Origin of the sequence: Cystobacter fuscus (assembly GCF_002305875.1) — a bacterium.
GTDB classification, from domain to species: Bacteria; Myxococcota; Myxococcia; order Myxococcales; family Myxococcaceae; genus Cystobacter; species Cystobacter fuscus_A.
On the sequence record NZ_CP022098.1, the window covers coordinates 6,569,486 to 6,587,722 of the forward strand.

Below are 18,237 nucleotides of genomic sequence, written 5' to 3' on the forward strand. Positions count from 1 at the left end.
AGGGGCGGACGTCTCCTGGAGGGTGAGGACCACGGCGGAGGGCTACACCAACCGCGACCTGCGTCATATCGACAGTGTGGACGGCCTCGGGCTACGGGAGCACCTGGGATTCGGCCGGCGGCTTCAACGCCGACTCGACCTGGCTCGCCTGTAACGGAACTCGAAGCTAGACGGCCCTCTGGCTCCCACGCAGCTTGAACACCTGGTAGCTCGACCCCAACAGGAAGAGGAGCAGCAGGCCGAGCAGACTCCTCTGCACGAGCGGTGACTCCGGACCCGAGGCCAGGGGTTGGCCGACGGGCAGGCGGGTCAGGGTCTCATTGACTCCAGGTACCAGCAGAAGCAGGAAGCTCGCGGAGAACGTGAGCGTGCGCACATAGGGGAGGGCTCGCCCGAGTCCTCGAATCTTCCCCGTGACGGCTCCCGCCAACATCAATCCCAGGGCCAGCAGGCCCAGCGCGTGCCCCGGATTGAAACCGCCCCGGCTCGACAAGCCGAAGGACGTCACGATGGAGGCCACCATGGTGGCCGTGTACAGCTTGCCGATCCGGTTGCGCGGATCGATCTGCCCGTCACGCACGAACGCGAACACTCCGAGGACGAGGGGAACGACGCTGATCACGGTATGCACGATGCCAAGGGTCGACATGGAGGAACTCATTGCGCTTTCCTTCGAGGACAACGGGGATGAACGAAATTCTACCGACTAGTTGATAGACAGACAGGGTAAAAGAAAGGAGCAGGCGCGGCCCTGCCCCGGCGACTCAGGTTCTGATTTGGAGGAGGCGAAGCGCCTCGGTCGTCACCGCGCTGAAGACCGTCCACTCCCCCGAGGCTCGCGCGGCCAGCATGGCGCCATGGATCGTGGCCATGAAGAGTTCGGCTTCCAGGGCGGCCGTGCGCCCGAAATCGAGAAGGCCCCGGCGCCGGCCTTCCTCCAGGGTCTTGGCCAACCACCCCGCGAGTTCTCGGAAATGGTCCCGGACCTCGGCCCCCACCTCCTCGGGGAGCGTCGGCATCTCGGCGGCGAGCAACGCGCACACACAAAAGGGCGTCGTCTTCTCTCGGATGCAGGTCTCCCAATAGGAGACATAGGCCTTCAACTGCCCGAGCGGGTCGGGCACCATCCGGCCGAGGTGGGTGAACGACAAGCGGATGTTCTCGCGGTATCTCACCACCACGTCCCTCGCCAACAGCGCCTTGCTCGGAAAATGGTGGTGGATGGTGGGCTTGCTGATCTTCACGACCTCCGCGATGTCCGCGTAGCTGAAGCCGTTGTACCCGCGCTCAATCATGATCGCCTGAGCTGCGTCGAGGATGCGGTCCGCTGTCGTGGCGTTCATGCCGACTATCTACCAACTAGTCGAACGAAGCGCAAGGAGTTCAACGAGGGATCCATCAAGCCCGGGGACTGATGGAAGGCGGGCTCAGGGAAGCCGGCCCTGGGCCCGCTCGCAGGTCTCGTAGCCCACCTGCGCGGTGGCGGCGTCCTCGAGCAGGTACTCCTCGCGCTCCAGGGCGGAGAGGCACACCGTGGTGGCGTTCTGGAAGTACTCGAGCAAAGGCTCGGGTTGCAGGGGCCAGACGCGCACCAGTCCATTCTCGCATGCCGTGACGATGCGGGTTCCATCCCGCGTGATCATGGCGTGGAGACTGGCATGGAAGTCCATGCGCTCTTCATGCCTCAGGATGAAGGGATGACCTTGTCCATTCACGGGCCAGAGACGGGCCGTGCCATCGTCGGAGGCGGTGAGGACATGGGAGCCATCGGGGGTGAAGCGCGCGGAGGTGACGTAATCCGTGTGTCCCTTGAGCTCACGTGGCCTATCGCTTCCGTCCGTCCGCCATAGGTGGGCCTTCTCCTCGTCGGAGGCGGTGAGGATGAAGGCTCCATCCGGACTGAAGGTGGCGGTGTTCAGGGGGCCTTGATGGTCACCGAGGACGCGAGGCGGTTGCGTCAGGTTCCGGGTGTCCCAGAGGCGGGCCTCTCCGTTGTCGAAGGCGACGATGAAGTGGTCTCCATCGGGGCTGAAGGTGGCGGAGGTGGCCGTCCCCGTGGCGCCCTTGAGCACTCGGGGCGCCTGCTTTCTAGCCGTGCGCCAGAGACAGACGGACCCCTGCTTCGCGCCGTCGGAAAGCAGGGCGGCTCCATCGGGGCTGAAGGTGGCGAAACTCATATCACATCCAGAATCCTTGAGGCCGAAAGAGGATGAATCAGTCTCTTCGGTATGCCAGAGGCGAGCGCGGCGGCCGTTCGAGATGGTGAGGATTTGGGAGCCGTCGGGACTGAAGAGGGCGGAGGTCGACGTCTTCTGGCCCGTGTCGAGGATTCGTGGGGGCCTTTTCATGTCTCGTCTGTTCCGCACGTGCGCGGTGCCGTCATCGGCCGCCGTGAGGATGAGGGCGCCATCAGGACTGAAGGCGGCCGTGTTCACGGAGTTCGTGTGTTCATGGAACATGTCCACCAGCTGACCGGTGCCGTCGGTATTGAAGAGGTCCACCGTGTTGCCCCAGGAGATGGTGAGCAGGCGTGAGCCATCGGGGCTGAGTGCCATGGGCACGTTGAACTCCATCTCGGTGAAGAAGAACGGTGTGCCCGCGCCTCGAATGGGCCAGAGGCGCGCGGTGCCATCGTCCGAGGCGGTGAGGACGAGGGAGCCGTCGGGGCTGAAGCTGGCGGAGTTCACCCGCTCCAGGTGGCCCGAGAGCACGAAGGGCTCGTCCTTTCCATCGGTGCGCCATAGACGGGCGGTCCCATCCTCCGAGGCGGTGAGGATGAGGGTGCCGTCAGGGCTGAACACGGCGGAGTTCACTCCGTAGGCGTGGCCCGTGAAGATGCGCTCGGCTTCTTCCGCGTCGACGCGCCAGAGCAGCGCGGTGCCGTCATCCGAGGACGTGACGATGTGGGTACCATCGGGGCTGAAGGCCGCTGAGCTCACGAAGCCCGAATGAGCCGCGAAGACGTTCAGGGCTTTCTTCTCGTCCTTGCTCCAGAGACGGGCGGTCTTGTCGTTGGCGACCGTGAGGATGCGGGAGCCATCGGGGCTGAAGCTGGCCGAGACCAGCACATCCTGATGGCCAGTGAATCGTCTGAGTTCTTCTCCGCTCCTATTCCAGAGGCGCGCGGTCTTGTCATCCGAAGCGGTGAGGACGAGGGAGCCATCGGGGCTGAAGACGGCGGAGCTCACCTCTTTCTTGTGGCCGGTGAGTTCGCTGACCAGCTCGCCATCCACGTGCCAGAGGCGCGCGGTCTTGTCATCCGAGGCGGTGAGGATGAGGAAGCCATCGGGGCTGAAGACGGCGGAGTTCACCGGTTTGCGATGACCCTTGAAGGTGTGCAGGGGCCGGATCGTGTCGTGGGTGCTCCAAAGGAGCGCGGTCTTGTCATCCGAAGCGGCGAGGATGAGGGAGCCATCGGGGCTGAAGACGGCGGAGTTCAAGGGTTGTCGAGAACCCTCGAGGATGCGCGGAGGCCCCCGTCCATCCGCGCGCCAGAGACGCGCGTGACCGTCCGAGGCGGTGGTGAGGACCTGTAGGCCATCGGGACTGAGAACGACCGTGTTGACGTCGCCTTCGTGTCCGGCGAGGACTGCGCGGCTGATGACGCGCTGGCTGGTCTGCAGGGCGGACTGCTGCCAGTCATTCCTCGATGCCGCATCCTGGCCGAACACCTCGCGCAGGGCCAACATCGCCTGGGTGGGGTTCTTGTCGATGAGGGTCCTCACCCGGGCCAGACGGACGTTGAGCTGGACCAGCGCCTGTTGGCGTCGAGCCTCGCGGGCATTGGTCTCGGCGGCCTCCTGCTGCGTGCGTGCCCGGCGAGCGTTGGCCTCGGCGAGTTCCTTCTGGGTCAAGACCTCACGCGCGTTGGCTTCGGCGGCCTCCTTCTGACGTTGGGCCTCCCAGGCATTGGCCTCGGCGGTCTCCTGCTGCCTGCGAGCCTCCCGGGCGTTGGTGGTGGCGACCTCCTCCTGACGTTGGGCCTCCCGGGCATTGGCCTCGGCGGTCTCCTGCTGTCGGCGAGCCTCCCGGGCGTTGGCCTCGGACGCGTTCCTCTGGGTGCTCGCTTCCCGGGCGTTGGCCTCGGCGAGCTGTTGCTGCTCCCGCGCCCTCCGGGCATTGGCCTCGGCGGCCTCCTGCTGGCGCTGGGCCTCGCGGGCATTGGCCTCGGCGAGCTGCTTCTGGTTCAGGGCCTCGCGGGCGTTGGCCTCGGCGAGCCGCTGTTGTTCGAGCGCCTCGCGGGCGTGGCGTTCTGAGGACTCGCGCTGGCGCTGGGCCTCCGCGAAGTTGCTCAGGGCGGCGGCTTCCTGCCGGCGGGCTTCCTCGGCGTGGTGCTCGGCCCGCTCCTGCTGCGCATGAGCCTCCCGCGCGCTGGCCTCGGCTTCCTCCTTTCTCTGTCGGGCCTCTTGGGCGCTGGCCTCGGCTTCCTCGGCCTTGGCGTGCGCCCGGTCCGCCTGGAAGAGCGCCACCACGGTGAGGAGCACGAGCGCGAGGCCCACCGAGAGCGCCACCGCGGAGCGGCGGGTGAGCAGCTGGCGCCGCCGTGTCGCGCTTGCCCGGAGGAAGGCGCTCTCGGCGGCGTTGAAGTCCAGGGGCTCGGGCCCCCGCGCGGACACGGTGTTCAGGGAGAGGGGCGCCTCCTGCCGGTGCAGGGCCGTGGGCGCGAGTTCCAGTTGCTCCAGGCGCCCATCCGCCCAGAGGAAGTCACGGCCCCGGCCATGGCGGTGCCACTCGGACGCGGCATGGGAGACGCGGCGCAGCAGCAGCAGCTCACGCCTCGCCTGGAGGGTCCACTCGTGGAGCCGGGGCCAGGCGGAGAGCAGCGCGTCGTGCGCGGGTTCGACGCAGGGGCCCGCGTCATCGCTGGCCACCACCAGGCGGCAAGCCTCGAGCGTGCGCAGGGCCCGCTGGACGCGGCGATTCTCCTCGGGCGAGGTGTATTCCAGCTCGGCGCGGGGAACGCGGCGGCGCGCGAGCCCGCCCTCCTCGGGAGACACCATGCGCAGCAGCACGTTGCGCAGGGTGTGCTGGAAGGCGGGCAGCTCCCCCGGCCCCGGACGGAGCTGTGATGTCTGGCCATCGGTGGCGGGAGGCGGCTCTCCGGCGAAGACGAGCTCGGCCCGGCGCTGGAGTGCCCCCGCGATGCCGCCGCCAATGCCCCGGTAGTCATCGAAGCCGAGGGTGCGGTCGTCCCGGCCGCTGGTGAGACAGGCGTCGAACAGCTCGCTGAGGGCCACCGAGAGCAGGGGCAGCGCCCCGGGCATCTGCTCGACGTCATCCAGCAGGCGCTCGATGAGCCCCGGCTCGAAGAAGAGGACGGAGGCCTCGGCGGGCTTCTCGATGCAGCGCCGCAGCTCGTCCCGGTTCATGGGCGTCAGGGGCTGGCGGCCGCCGTGCCAGGGCTCGGCGGGCACGCCGGCGGGCCGCAGCAGGGCGTGGAAGTGGGGCTCGTAGTCCGAGCGCAGCAGCCACAGCAGCCGCAGCCGCGGGTGGCCCGCCTGGAGCAGCGCGCCCATCGCCTGGAGGAAGGCCCCGCGCGTGGCGTCGTCGGGACAGGTGGTGACGAGTTCCTCGAGGGGATCGACGACGAGCAGCAGCGACAGGTCCTCGTGGCGGGCGAGGAAGGAGAGGACACATGCGGCGGCGGCGCGAGGGGTCTCGGCGAGGCTCGCGGCCGAGGGCACCGCGCGGCCGGGCTCCAGCGCGGCGAGCCAGGAGGACAACGCGTGCAGAGGCCGGGCGGAGGGGCGCAGGGAGCGGGGGATGCGCCAGGCGGGGTCATCGCCCAGTCGGGGCAGGAGGCCCGCGTGGACGGCGCTGGACTTGCCCGCGCCCGAGGGGCCGCACAACAGCAGCAGGGGCTGGACGCGCAGGTGTCCGTGCAGCGCGTCAACGAGGCGCTCGCGACCGAAGAAGAGGTGGCGATGGGTGGAGGCGAAGGGTCTCAGGCCCAGGTAGGGATTGGAGTGCCGGGAGAGGGGCGCCGCCAGGGGCAGCGTGGGGAAGGCCTCGGAGAGGAGGAAGAGGAACTCGCCACTGTCATGCCCATCCAGCGGCCAGAGTGCGGGGGTTTGCGGACTGGGCGAGGGCATGAGGTCGACCAGCCGGTCGCGCAGGAAGGTGTAGAGCTCGGAGGCGGTGAGCAGGCCGTCCTGGTTGGTGTCCGCGGGCGAAGGGTGCTGGAGGGCCTGGAGCAGCGCCAGGGCGAAGGGGGAGTGCCGTCCGTCGCCCCGGGCCTCCTGGGCGGGTTTGGCCAGGAGCCGGTCGGAGGCCAATTCATCGTGGGCGGTGGAGGCGAGGAGCTGGAAGGAGCGGCGGGAGGAGAAGTGGCGAAAGCGCTCGAGGTAGAGGGGCGCGCAGGAGGCGGGGGCGCGCAGGTCGCGCGAGGGCACGTGGGGGAAGGCGCCGGCGAAGCAGCAGTCGAGGAGGAGCAGCAGGTGGCGGCAGGGCAGCTCCCGCAGCGCATCGCGCAGCGCGTCCATGCGCCAGTAGGTGGAGGGCTCGTCACGCCGGGCATCGACGGGCAGGAGGTAGCCGGAGAGCCGGTTCGCGTCGTCGGTGTGCGCCAGCCCATGGCCGGCGAAGTAGATGAGCAGCCGGTCCGGCGGGGACGGGCGTGAAGCGAGCTGACCGGTCAGGAGCGCCGAGAGGGTGGAGAGGGTGGCCTGCTCATCGAGCAGGCGGAGCACTTCGAAGCCCTGGCGCTCCAGTGTGTCCGCGACGGCCTGGGCATCCCGGACGGCATTGCACAGCGGGGTGATGCCATGGGCGTAGGTGTTGATTCCAATGACAACGGCCAGACCACGTTCGAGGTCCAGCCGGACCGGGTCGAAGGGGAAGTCTCGCATCGGCGGACACAACACCCCGCGGCCTGCTCACCCGTTCACGGCCGCCTTCCCTCCTGGGACTCAGCGGGCCGCTCGCCACCGCGTCCTTCCCTCTGGCGTATGGCGGCACTTCGGCGCCGCCTCGCCGGGCCAGGGGGCAGACAGGCCGCCGTAAGCCCTCGCCCGGCGAGTGCGGTGGGGTAGCGAGGGCGATCTGCCCACATTGAACGGAAGCTCCGTGTCCATCGTCCTGGCCAACCGCACGGGAGGCGTCGCGGGTGGATGCCTCGGGCGAGCGGTTCGCGTTGCACTTCATCTACCCGCTCTTGAGGGGCAACCGAGCCAGCTTCGTGGTGAGGGACTTCAATCGGGATGGGGCACTTGGAGATTTGTTTTTACGTCGTTGTCATGGGTTCGTGACATCACTCGGATATCTTGCGCGCGGAGCTGTGATGAAGACGACCTACGGCGGCGGAGAGTAGGAGGAGCGTGTTGTTTGACTGACCACTTTGGGCGGTATCGGCAGCTGGAGAAGATAGCCGCAGGGGGCATGGCGGAAGTCTTCCGGGCGCGCATGGCAGGGCCTTGGGGGTTTTCGAAGCAGGTGGTCATCAAGCGCATCCTTCCCAACATGGCCGAGGACATGGAGTTCAGGGAACTTTTCCTGGAAGAGGCCCGTATCGCCACACTGCTCAACCATGGCAACATCGCTCACGTGCTGGATTTCGGCGAGCACGAGGGAGCGCTGTATCTGGCCATGGAATACGTGGACGGGCCGTCCCTGAGGAACCTCGTCGAGCACCCGTTGCCGGTGTCCCTGCCGGTGGCCGCCCGCATCATCGCATCGGCCTGTGAGGCATTGGCCTACGTCCACGAGCTGTGCTGCACCGAGACGGGCGGGCACCTGCGCATCGTCCACCGTGACATCAGCCCCGACAACATCATGGTGGCGGGTAGCGGCACGGTGAAGGTCGTGGACTTCGGCATCGCCAAGGCGGCGAACCACCTGCGGCGCACCCAATCGGGCAAGCTCCGGGGCAAGCCGAGTTACATGCCCCCCGAGCGCCTGCGGGGAGCACCAGCCGACGTGCAAACGGATGTGTTCGCCCTGGGCATGGTTCTCTACGAGCTGCTCACCGGCCGCAAGCCCTTCAACGCCCAGAACCCCCACTTCGCGGCCGTGGCCATCCTCCGTGAGCCTTTCCTGCCGGTGCGGCAATTGCGCCCGGAAGTGCCCGAGGACTTGCAGCGCATCGTCCACCGGGCCCTTGCCAAGGAGACGCAGGAGCGCTACCCGGACTGCCGCTTCTTCCAATCCGACCTGGAATCGTGGCTCTCCACCCTGGGCAAGACAGTGGGCCTCCGTCAGATCAAGCAGCACCTGGCGGAGTTTCAGCAGCCCCTCACCCCTCCTGCCTCGCTCGAAGCCACGACCCCGTCGGCTCCCGCGCGATTCTGGCAGCGGACCCTCAATCAACGCGGCGCCCATGCACGAGGAGCAGACTGATTGTCGTTGAAGAGATCTCTGGGCCCCTATCACCTGGTGAGGAAGATTGCCACGGGGGGCATGGCCGAGGTCTATCTGGCGCGCAAGGAGGGGCCCGGAGGCATCTCCATGGAGGTGGCGCTCAAGCGCATCCTCCCCCATCTGGCGGAAGAGAAGGACTTCCAGGAGCTGTTCCTCTCGGAGGTTCGCCTCGCCACCCGACTCCGTCACCCGAACGTCGTCCAGGTCTTCGACTTCGGAGAGCATGAGGGCACGTGGTTCCTGGCCACGGAGTACGTGGATGGGCCTACCCTCAAGACCCTGATCCGCAAGGGTGCGGAGTTCCAGCGCCCCCTCCCTCCTCCCCTCGCCGCCCGCATCATCGCCTGGGCCTGCAAGGGCCTGGTCTATGCTCACGAGCTGCGCAACCCCGACACGGGTCAGCCCCTGGGCATCGTCCACCGTGACATCAGCTCGGACAACATCATGCTGACACGGGGTGGTTGGGTGAAGGTGGTGGACTTTGGCATCGCCAAGACCGTGGATCAGCTCCACCAGACCCATACGGGCATCTTCCGCGGCAAGCTGGCCTACATGCCTCCCGAGCGTCTGCGGGGCGAGGCGGCGGACGTACAGATGGACGTGTTCGCCCTCGGAATCGTGCTCTATGAGTTGCTCACCGGCCGCAAGCCTTTCAACACCGAGATCGAGGAGGCTATTGGCGCGGCGATACTGACAGAGCCTTTCGTGCCCGTGCAGGAGCTGCGGTCAGGGCTCCCCGAGCCACTTCAGCGAATCGTCCACCGGGCCATCGCCAAGGAGCCACAGGAGCGCTACCCGAACTGCCGGACGTTCATGATCGAGCTCAAGGCCTGGCTCGCCACACTCGCGGAGAGTTCGGACTCGCAAGCGCTGGAGCATTACCTGGCGGAGTTGGGGTTCACCGCGCCCGAGTCCGCGGAACTCCAACCCGCGCAAGAGACTCCGGTGAAGCGCTCCCCTCCTCCCGCGCCCCCAACGCCAGCAACGCCTCGGTCTACGCGGGTGAGCTCGAAGCCGAGGCACCCCAGCAGGCGCTGGGCCGTGGTGGGGGTTGTGGCGGCGGCGCTCCTCGCGCTCGCTGCGGTCCTCAGGCCAAGTGGGCTTGGGTCCGCTGACCCATCGCCTGACAATCCGGCCCTGCCTCCAGTCACCCCTGTGGAGATTTCCATCCTCTACGGCACGGAGAAACATGCCTGGCTGCGGGCGGCGACCCAAGCCTTCCACGAGAGACACCCCCTCATCCGTGTCACCCTCGAGGAGGCAGGCTCCCTCGAGAGCTTGGAGGCACTGCTCTCGGGAGAGAGGCGGCCGACGATCTGGAGCCCGGCCAGCCAGGACATGCTGAGGCTCCTCGAGCACAAGTGGCGCGAGCGCACGGGGGCGGCCGAGGCCCCGCTCATCGAGAAGCACGAGTCCGTGGTCATGACCCCGCTGGTCATCGTCAAATGGCGCAGCAATCAGCGCTGGTCTTCCAAGGATGCCTTTTCATGGGACGCGCTGCGTGGACACCTGCCCGAGCGGGGAGACAATCCACTGAGCATCGGCATGACCAACCCGGCCTGCTCCAACTCGGGTCTCCAGGCCCTGCAGATGATGCACGATGACTACCACAGGCGCCACCCCAGCCATGGTCAGGCGGCTGCCGACCAGGACTTCCGGCTCTGGCTGAAGCCGCTCAAGCAGTTCCTCCGTGTCTCGCGCAACTCCAGCGGAGACTTCATGGAAGAGATGCTCCGCTTTGGCTCCACCCGCTACGAGATGGCCGTGGTCTACGAGAGCCTGGCCCTTTCCAAGCTCCAGGTCGCCAGGGACCGCTGGGAGGAATTCGAGCTCCTCTACCCCTCGCTGACCTATTGGAGCGACCATCCCATGGCCATCATGACCCGCTGGACCCAGAAGTCGCAGCGCGAGGCGGCCCAGGAGTTCATCCGGTTCCTCCTCTCACCTCCGATTCAGAAGCTCGCCCTGGAGCATGGTTTCCGCCCTGTGGATACAGGGCTCAGCCTGACGGAGGGGTCCAGCCCCTTCACGCTCCTCGCCAGCTCCGGCGTGAAGAGGGTCCTGCCACCCGAGGCACCGCGACTCGATGCCGCGCTCAGCCTCGGTCTGCTGACGGCGTGGGGAAACACCCAATGCGTGGAGCAATAATGGAACCCAGCGGGCGCCCCGACCCGCCAAGGAACGACAGAGAACCGTAACGCACCGCTTCCCCTCGTACGTGGGCGTGCGCCTCGACGCCGAGCCCTTCCCGCCCGTGGCCCGGCGCTGAGTCTCCGGGCCTGTCCGTGGACAGAGCCCCCGAAGGTGCACCCTCCTGGTCTTCCGGGTCGCTTCTCCTTTGATTTCTTGCAAAAGTTGTTTATCTGGATTTAACCTCCATATCAGGAGGTCCTGATTTCCAAGGAGGAAGCCTACATGAACTCGCGTCTCTTGAATGGCCTGGTCGCGGCCGTGGTCGTGGCGTCCGCGCCCGGTGCCCTCGCGCTCACCCCGACGGAGAAGAACCTGGCGTTCGACTCCTACAACAACGCCTTCTATGTCGCGAACGGCGGCAACGGCTACTACGTGGTCGACACCAACCGGGTCGCGCCGAGCCGGTTCGACTTCTGGCGGGTCTGCGAGCAGATCGAGGCGGCCGAGGACGCCTACGACCGGACGCGCAATCCGGTCCACCGAGATCTGGTGTTCAGCCTGCTCAACGGACTGAACAACGTGGTCAGCGGTACCACGGACTTCGCGTCGTGGAACGAGTACAACGATGACGTCATGTGGGCGGTCATCGCCCTGACGCGTGGCTACGAGATCACCGGCCACCGCCCGTTCCTGGATCAGGCGCAATGGCAGTTCAACAAGATCTGGGACCGGGCCTGGGACAGCCAGCTGGGCGGAGGGCTGTGGTGGCGCACGGACAAGCAGACCAAGAACGCGTGCGTGAATGGTCCGGCCACCATCGCGGCGATGCTGCTCGCGCGCAACACGGTGAACACGGGCTACCGGGCGCAGGCGGACCAGATCTACAACTGGCTGCGCGCCACGCTGGTCAACCCCTCGACCGGCCAGGTGGCCGACCACATCCAGGCCAACGGCACCAAGGTCTGGTGGGCCTTCACCTACAACCAGGGCACCTTCGCGGGAGCGTCGACGCTGCTCTACCAGGCCACGGGCAACACGAGCTACCGCGACGTGGGCGGGCTGGCGGTGAACTGGACCCGCCGCAACCTCACGGGCCAGCACATCGCCGACATCCTCAATGACGAGTACGACGCCAACGGCGGCCATGGCGACACCGCCGGCTTCAAGGGCATCTTCGTGCGGTGGGCGGGCAAGTGGGCCGGCGCGGCCAATGACGCGTCCATCAAGAGCTGGCTGGTCAACAACTCCAACACCGCGTGGTCGTACCGGAACTCGTCCGGCGTGATGTGGGGCCAGTGGTGGCGGCGCACCCCGGACAACTACGTCACGTCCTGGGAGTCGAGCCCCGGCCTCGCGGTCACGCAGACTCCGTACTGAGGCCCCCTCCTGGGTGGGCCGCTGGGGCCGGCGTGTGCCTGAACAGGGAGCGCACTGCACGATCGGGCGTTGCGCTCCTTGGCACTTTGGCCGACCATCGGGCGACCGGCGAGGAGCGCCGAGGGGAAAACACATGCGTCGCCGCGAATGTGATGGCGGTGCCAGACATGGAGGCATTGAATGGGCTCGAAGAGATTCGGACGAAGGACGATCCTCGGCGCGGGAGTGGGTGCGTTGCTGGTGCCGACGATCGTCGAGAAGGCCGCGGCCGCGCCATCGGCTGGAAAGGGAGCGGGAACGACGATGGAAGACGGAATCTGGCTGAACGAGCCGAAGGTCTGGAAGCGAGCCGAGGGCGTCCTCGAGGTGACGACGGACAAGTCGACCGACTTCTGGCGTGAGACCCACTATGGCTTCACGCGCGACTCCGGCCATTTCCTGGGTGTTCGCACGGGCGCCAGCTTCACGGCGCAGCTCCGCGTCGAGGCGGCCTATGAGCAGTTGTATGACCAGGCCGGCATCATGGTGCGCGTCGACAATCGGCGCTGGGTCAAGGCGGGCATCGAGATGTCCGATGGCCAGGCGATGCTCAGCAGCGTGCTGACGAATGGCAAGTCGGATTGGGCGACGGGGCCCTATGCACACGACTCCCGCTCGTTCTGGATGCGCGCGACGGTGGCCAAGGGGGTGCTGCGGTTGCAGGTGTCGGCCGATGGCAAGACGTGGCCGTTGGTCCGGCTCGCACCGTTCCCGGAGGCCGCGTCCTATCAGGTGGGACCGATGTGCTGTACGCCGGAGCGGGCGGGGCTGAGCGTCCGTTTCTCGGAGTTCCGCCTCACGCCTCCGCTCGGCAAGGATCTGCACGACCTGACCTGAGCCAGGCGAAGTCATTCGGTTGAGGGGGGTAGCCTCCCCCCACCGCGGCCCGCCTTCCACGGTGGCTCCTTATGACGCGCCGCGCGGGCGTGTGGGCGCGTAGACTGACGGGTTGCATGCTCCCCATTCGCTCCACCACACTCTCCTGGCTCGCCGTGCTCGGCTTTGTAGCGGCTTGCGGCGATCATTCCAGTCCCAGTGTCGCGACCTGTCAGATCGACGGCAAGCAGGTCACCGACGGGACGGTGAACGCATCGAATTCGTGCGAACAGTGCTCGCCGACGACGTCCGCGACCGCGTGGACGCAACGCGCTGACGGGACGTCGTGCAACGAGGGACAGGTCTGCTCGGCCGGCATGTGCACCCCGAAGTGCTTCATTGACGGCGTGTTCCACGCCTCGGGTGCGCCGAACCCGGGGAACGCCTGCGAGGCGTGCGTGCCGGAGACGTCGACCACACAGTGGACGGCTCGGGCGACCGTTCCGCTGCTGGTCGGTGGTCACGACATCGCGGCGCAAGGCTGGACGACGGCCTCGCAGACGCCAAATACGCTCACGTATGGCGCGGACTACGTTCGCCTCGCGACGTCGACGAGCAGCGGCGCGCGAACGAGCGGGCAGCTGCTCATCATGAGGGCGAATGCGCTCGACACCACGAAGCCGTTCACCCTCCGCGTGACGATGCAGGTCGAGTCGGTGAACACCCACAACCAGCTCGACAGCGGCGCGGCCATCCTGGGGAGCTTCACGCCCCCGGCCGGAAATTCCGCGGATCGCTCGCAGATGATCTACCTCGACAGCGCGGCGATCGGCTGGGCGGACGACACGCAGTCCGCGGCGTTCTCGGTGACCGACAGCGCGTATCATGTCTACGAACTCTCGGTGGACACCAAGAAGGTGGCAACGGTGAGCATCGACGGCGTCGCGAAACTCACGCGGAACAACTTCACGACGACCGGCACCATCGCCATCGGCGACCAGACGAACGATCCGAATATCGACGGAGCCGTGCGGATCAAGTCTGTCGAGCGGCTCTGTCCCTAGAGCGAGGTCGCCAAGGCGCTGCTGGAATACCGAGGCAGTCTCACTGCCCTTCCGCCAGCGCCGGGGCCTTGCTCGTCGCGAGGCGTTCGGCCCGCAGGCGGCGCAGGCGGCGGTTGCTGATCATCAGGCCATTCACCTCACCCGATGCGGTCCGCGTAAAGGTCACCGTCCCCAACATGTCGCTGACGAAGCGGTCGCCACCGACGGCTTCGAGCACGGTTTCCTTCTGCCGCGGCCAGCGCATCGCCAGCTTGCCGTCCGCCAGGCGCACCGCATAGGTCATGTCGACTTCGTCGCCACGGTACTGCCCGGCGAACGAGGCCAGTGCGGCCGGGGTCGGCATCGGGGCGCTGAAGCGCTCGAAGGTCCGCGGCGTGGGCCACGAGTCGCGGATGCTCAGCGCGTGCTTGCCGTCGGCCGACCTGCGAAACCGCCACTCGTGCGTCGATTCGCCAGGACGGAACGTGTCCTTGCCGATCGGAACAAACGCCGTCCGAGCACCGACCTGACGCAGCACGCCGTCCTTCATTTCCACGCGCACCACCTCGTCCGTCAAGGGGCTCCAGTACGTGCCGGCCAACGCCCGCAGCGTCGCCATGGGCACCTCGACCGCGGGCACCACCTTGGGGCCCATGCGGTCGCCCAGATACACTTCGGCGATCCGCTGCGTGAGTTCCTGCGGATCGACTGAAGCGCTGTTGCACAGCACCGCGATGCTCAGCCGCTGATCGGGAAAGGTCATCGCATCCGCGCGATAACCGGCGTCGGCACCGTCATGCTCGATGATGCGCAAGCCGCGATAGGTGCGCAGCATCACACCGCCGCCGTAGCCGATCGACCGGCCGTCGTTCAACCTGCCCGACGTCAACATCAACTCCATGACGGCTGTCGCGCCGACACGCGGGCGGATGAGGTTGTCCTGCCATTTCAGCAGGTCGCCGACCGTGGAGAAGAGACTGGTCGAACCGTAGTGGTCGTAATTCGGGATGCTCACACGCCAGTCGCCCTTTTCTCCCGGACGATAGGCGGAGGTGCGCCGCTTCACGATTTCGCTGTGGTCGGCATGGAAATGCGTGTCGCGCATGCCCAGCGGCTGGAAGATGCGCTCGTCGGCGAATGCCCGCAGCGATTGTCCTGTCACCCGCTTCACGACGAGCCCCAACAGCGTGTAGCCGGCATTGACGTAGACGACTTCGCTGCCTGGCTCGAAGTTCAGCTTGCGCTGCCGGGTCACGGCCCACAGCATGTCGGCCTCGGTGGACAGGTCGTCGCCGCGCCAACCGGCCAGGTTCAGCAACTGCCCCTGTTCGCGCAGGCCGCTGGTGTGGTGGAGCAAGTGGGCGATGGTGATGGTCTTGCCGTAGTCCGGCAGTTCCGGGAGATATTTGCGGACGTCGTCGTCCAGCGACAGCTTGCCTTCGTGCACCAGCAGCAGGATCGAAAAGGCGGTGAACTGCTTTGAGATCGAGGCGACGTGGAAGATCGATTCCGGCGTGATGGGAACGTCGTACTCCAGGTTCGACACGCCGTAGCCGCGCACGTAGTCGAGCGCTCCGTCGCGGGAGATGCCGATCGCACAACCGGGCGTATCCGCGCCGCTCCACGGCGCGAAGAGCGCATCCACCTGCTGGTGGAGCTGGGCGGCGTCGGCATCCTCCGCCGTCTGCGCCCGGACCGGCGACGCTTGCGCGGACCACGCCAGGACGAGGGCAATCAGACAACAGATCGACCGAACGACGTTCACCGAGAATCTCCTTGTCCCTGTCCGCGCAGCCGGAAACCTAGCACGGCGACCCGCCCTCCACGGTGGCTCCTTCTTCCGAGGGGGGCGGGCCCGCGTTCCTCGACCGCGGCCCTACTTCGCGATCTTCCAGACCTGGCGGGCGTTGCGCCAGTAGACGCCCTCCCCATCCACCGAGATGATTTCGGGAGTGCGCGTCTGGGGGGACGGGACGGTGGCCAGCACCTGGGAACCGCCGCCGTTCTTGCACGTCGCCGTCAGGGCCGCGCCATTGAACCAGTAGTAGCGCTCCGCATCGACGGCGATGGACAGATCGGTCGCGGTGCTCGCGAGCCGGGTGACGGCATCGCCGCTCTTGGACACCCTGAAGAGGCCTCCCGTGCGGTCGGCGAAGTAGAGGTCCGCCTCGTCCGGGGTGAGCGACACGATGCTGCCCGGGATGGTGGCGAGACGCGTCGGCGTCGCCAGGCCCTGCTTCGAGGCCTTCCACACGGTGGACTCGTTCTTCGCCACGTCGTCGGTCACGATGTACACGCAAATTGTCAAGGGATTGAATAGATGGAAAATCAGGATCTCAAGAATTATAGTAATAATCCATGAAATACGAAAAAATTACCGGTGGACTGAATCGCAGCACCTGGGGGCCACGGCTGCTCTCGTGGTCATGGCTCGCGTGCCTCGTGTGCCTCACCCTCCTGCCCGGGCGGGCCGGGGCCGTGACCACGGTCATGACGGCCTGGTCGGGCTCGGACGGCGTCTTCAACACCATCAGCCTGGATGGGAAGACCGTCTATCAGGGCCAGAACCTCGGCGGTGGCAACTACACGGGGTTGATGTACTTCAAGCGGCCCGCGGGCGTGAACTTCACCCCCGGCGCCACGCTGTACATGGAGGTCGACTTCAAGGACATCGGGGGCTCGGGCAACTTCGGCACCCAGTACAACGCCGTGGGCAATGACTTCCAGTTCGCGGGCTTCACCGTCGGCAACAGCGTGCTGGGCTCCGGTGCCTACAAGACGGCGGTCTTCCGTCTGGACAACGCCGACCTGCACTACGGCGAGAACGGCGGCACGGACCTGCGCCTCACCCAGCCCGGCCCCCTGCAATTGCATATCGTCCAGGTGCGCGTGAGCGATCAGCCCACCCCGCTCTATCAACAACTGACGGCCTTCCTCGGGCCCTACACCGGGCCCACGTATGCCGGGGGCACGCCGGTGGATGCCACCACGCTCAAGGGCAAGCTCATCTGCGGCTACCAGGGCTGGTTCCGCACCCCGGGAGACGACGACAACACGGGCTGGCAGCACTACATCCCCGATTGGGGCGGCGTCATGAGCCCCTCGAAGATCGCCGTGGACTACTGGCCCGACATGACCGAGTACACCCCGGCCGAACGCCACGTCGCCACCGGCTTCACCCACCCCGATGGCACTCCGGCCACCCTGTTCAGCGCCAACAACGCCCGCACGGTGCTGCGGCACTTCCAGTGGATGGAGGCCCACGGCATCGACGGCGTGGCCGTGCAGCGCTTCCTCCCCGGCGCGAGCCCGGACCTGCCCACCCTGCGCGTGCTGAGCCATGCGCGCGCCGCCGCCAACCTCACCGGGCGCACCTTCTTCGTCGAGTACGACATGACCGGCACGCCCGAGTCCGAGCTCGTCTCCACCATCACCCGCGACTGGCACTACCTGGTGGACACCCTGAAGCTCACCTCGGACTCGCGCTACCTGCACCACAACGGCGTGCCCGTGGTGGGCATCTTCGGCTTCTTCCGCGACCGCTTCAGCCCCGCCACCGCCCACGCCATCCTGGACATCTTCAAGGGCCCTGGCCCCTACCAGGCCTTCGTCGAGGGCGCCGGCGCCTGGTACTGGAACATCGAGCCGTACCCCGAGGAGTGGAAACAGGTCATCTACCGCATGGGCGCCTGGCAGCCCTGGAACACCGGCAACAGCGGCAGCAATCCGGGGGACGTCCCCAACTCCTCCTACTGGGCGGCGGATCAGGCCGCGCTGGCCGCTCGCGGCGTCATGTACGTGCCGCAGATCTACCCGGGCAGCAGCGACTTCAACCGCTCGGGCAAGGTCTGGGACCCCAACGCCGACAACCGGCAATCGGGGGCCTTCCTGTGGAGCCAGGTCGCGCGCGCCGCCTCCATCGGCGCCTCCTCGGTGTTCCTCGGCATGTTCGACGAGATCGACGAGGGCACGCAGATCTTCAAGGTGTCCTCGACACCTCCCTCCCAGGCGCATTTCCGCGACAACCAGGGTCTGCCCTCGGATGCCTACCTGTGCTTCACCGGGCAGGCCACCAAGATGATCCGCGGGGAGATTCCCTATCGCACCACCCCGCCGAACTGCGCCGCCATGACCCAGCCCACCATTCCAGACGCGGTGGCTCCCTTGAACGGCGCCACCCCGACGGGCTCCCAGGTGACGTACCAGTGGACCCCCGCCCTCGCGCTCGCCCAGGGCGGCACCCTCGCGCGCTACGAGCTGTGGCTGGATGGGGTCATCACGTCCGTGGGCAGCTCGACCCAGGTGACGCGCGGCACCTCCTCCGGCCGCCACGTCTGGCGCGTGCGCGCGGTCAACTCCCTGGGCAACGCGGGCGGCTGGAGCGTGGCACAAACCTTCACCGTGCCCTGACTCGCCCGGGTGTCGCGCGGGAAGCCGGTCCGGAGAGCACTCCCGGACCGGCCCCACCACGGCG

Annotated in this window: 11 protein-coding genes; 6 read left to right on the forward strand and 5 right to left on the reverse strand. The window is 67.0% G+C overall.

The window, feature by feature from the left end; translation table 11 throughout:
• Positions 1–166 precede the first annotated feature (166 nt).
• The 3 genes from CYFUS_RS26805 to CYFUS_RS26815 form a co-directional block, all read right to left on the reverse strand.
• A complete protein-coding gene (locus tag CYFUS_RS26805) occupies positions 167–649 on the reverse strand; it encodes a hypothetical protein (RefSeq protein ID WP_232536819.1) in 483 nt (160 codons plus the stop codon).
• Positions 650–764: 115 nt separating this feature from the next.
• The gene (locus CYFUS_RS26810; protein ID WP_095987818.1) at positions 765–1,343 is read right to left on the reverse strand and encodes a TetR/AcrR family transcriptional regulator; all 579 of its coding nucleotides are present in this window, start codon (positions 1,341–1,343) and stop codon (positions 765–767) included.
• 84 nt (positions 1,344–1,427) lie between these two features.
• A complete protein-coding gene (locus CYFUS_RS26815) occupies positions 1,428–6,848 on the reverse strand; it encodes a caspase family protein (RefSeq protein ID WP_095987819.1) in 5,421 nt (1,806 codons plus the stop codon).
• 217 nt (positions 6,849–7,065) lie between these two features.
• Between CYFUS_RS26815 and CYFUS_RS26820 the strand changes: the two genes are divergently transcribed.
• The 5 genes from CYFUS_RS26820 to CYFUS_RS26840 all read left to right on the forward strand — a co-directional run bounded on the left by CYFUS_RS26820 (position 7,066) and on the right by CYFUS_RS26840 (position 13,784).
• A complete protein-coding gene (locus CYFUS_RS26820; protein ID WP_269770156.1) occupies positions 7,066–8,334 on the forward strand; it encodes a serine/threonine protein kinase in 1,269 nt (422 codons plus the stop codon).
• 6 nt (positions 8,335–8,340) lie between these two features.
• The gene (locus CYFUS_RS26825) at positions 8,341–10,503 is read left to right on the forward strand and encodes a protein kinase domain-containing protein (protein ID WP_157758672.1); all 2,163 of its coding nucleotides are present in this window, start codon (positions 8,341–8,343) and stop codon (positions 10,501–10,503) included.
• Between the two features lie 267 nt (positions 10,504–10,770).
• Positions 10,771–11,865, forward strand: a complete 1,095-nt coding sequence (locus CYFUS_RS26830; protein ID WP_095987822.1) for a glycoside hydrolase family 76 protein — start codon at positions 10,771–10,773, stop codon at positions 11,863–11,865.
• Between the two features lie 180 nt (positions 11,866–12,045).
• Positions 12,046–12,741, forward strand: a complete 696-nt coding sequence (locus CYFUS_RS26835; protein ID WP_095987823.1) for a DUF1349 domain-containing protein — start codon at positions 12,046–12,048, stop codon at positions 12,739–12,741.
• Positions 12,742–12,857: 116 nt separating this feature from the next.
• A complete protein-coding gene (locus CYFUS_RS26840; protein ID WP_095987824.1) occupies positions 12,858–13,784 on the forward strand; it encodes a hypothetical protein in 927 nt (308 codons plus the stop codon).
• Between the two features lie 40 nt (positions 13,785–13,824).
• Here the strand turns inward: CYFUS_RS26840 and CYFUS_RS26845 are convergent, their stop codons facing one another.
• Both CYFUS_RS26845 and CYFUS_RS26850 read right to left on the reverse strand, forming a co-directional pair.
• On the reverse strand, positions 13,825–15,528 hold the full coding sequence (locus CYFUS_RS26845) for a serine hydrolase domain-containing protein (protein ID WP_232536820.1): 1,704 nt from the start codon (positions 15,526–15,528) through the stop codon (positions 13,825–13,827).
• A 111-nt stretch (positions 15,529–15,639) separates the two neighbouring features.
• Positions 15,640–16,059: a hypothetical protein gene (locus CYFUS_RS26850; protein ID WP_095987825.1), complete on the reverse strand. Its 420-nt coding sequence runs from the start codon at positions 16,057–16,059 to the stop codon at positions 15,640–15,642.
• 62 nt (positions 16,060–16,121) lie between these two features.
• On the opposite strand from CYFUS_RS26850, the gene CYFUS_RS26855 reads away from it, so the two are divergent.
• Positions 16,122–18,173, forward strand: a complete 2,052-nt coding sequence (locus CYFUS_RS26855) for a glycoside hydrolase family 71/99-like protein (protein ID WP_095987826.1) — start codon at positions 16,122–16,124, stop codon at positions 18,171–18,173.
• Positions 18,174–18,237: the final 64 nt, after the last annotated feature.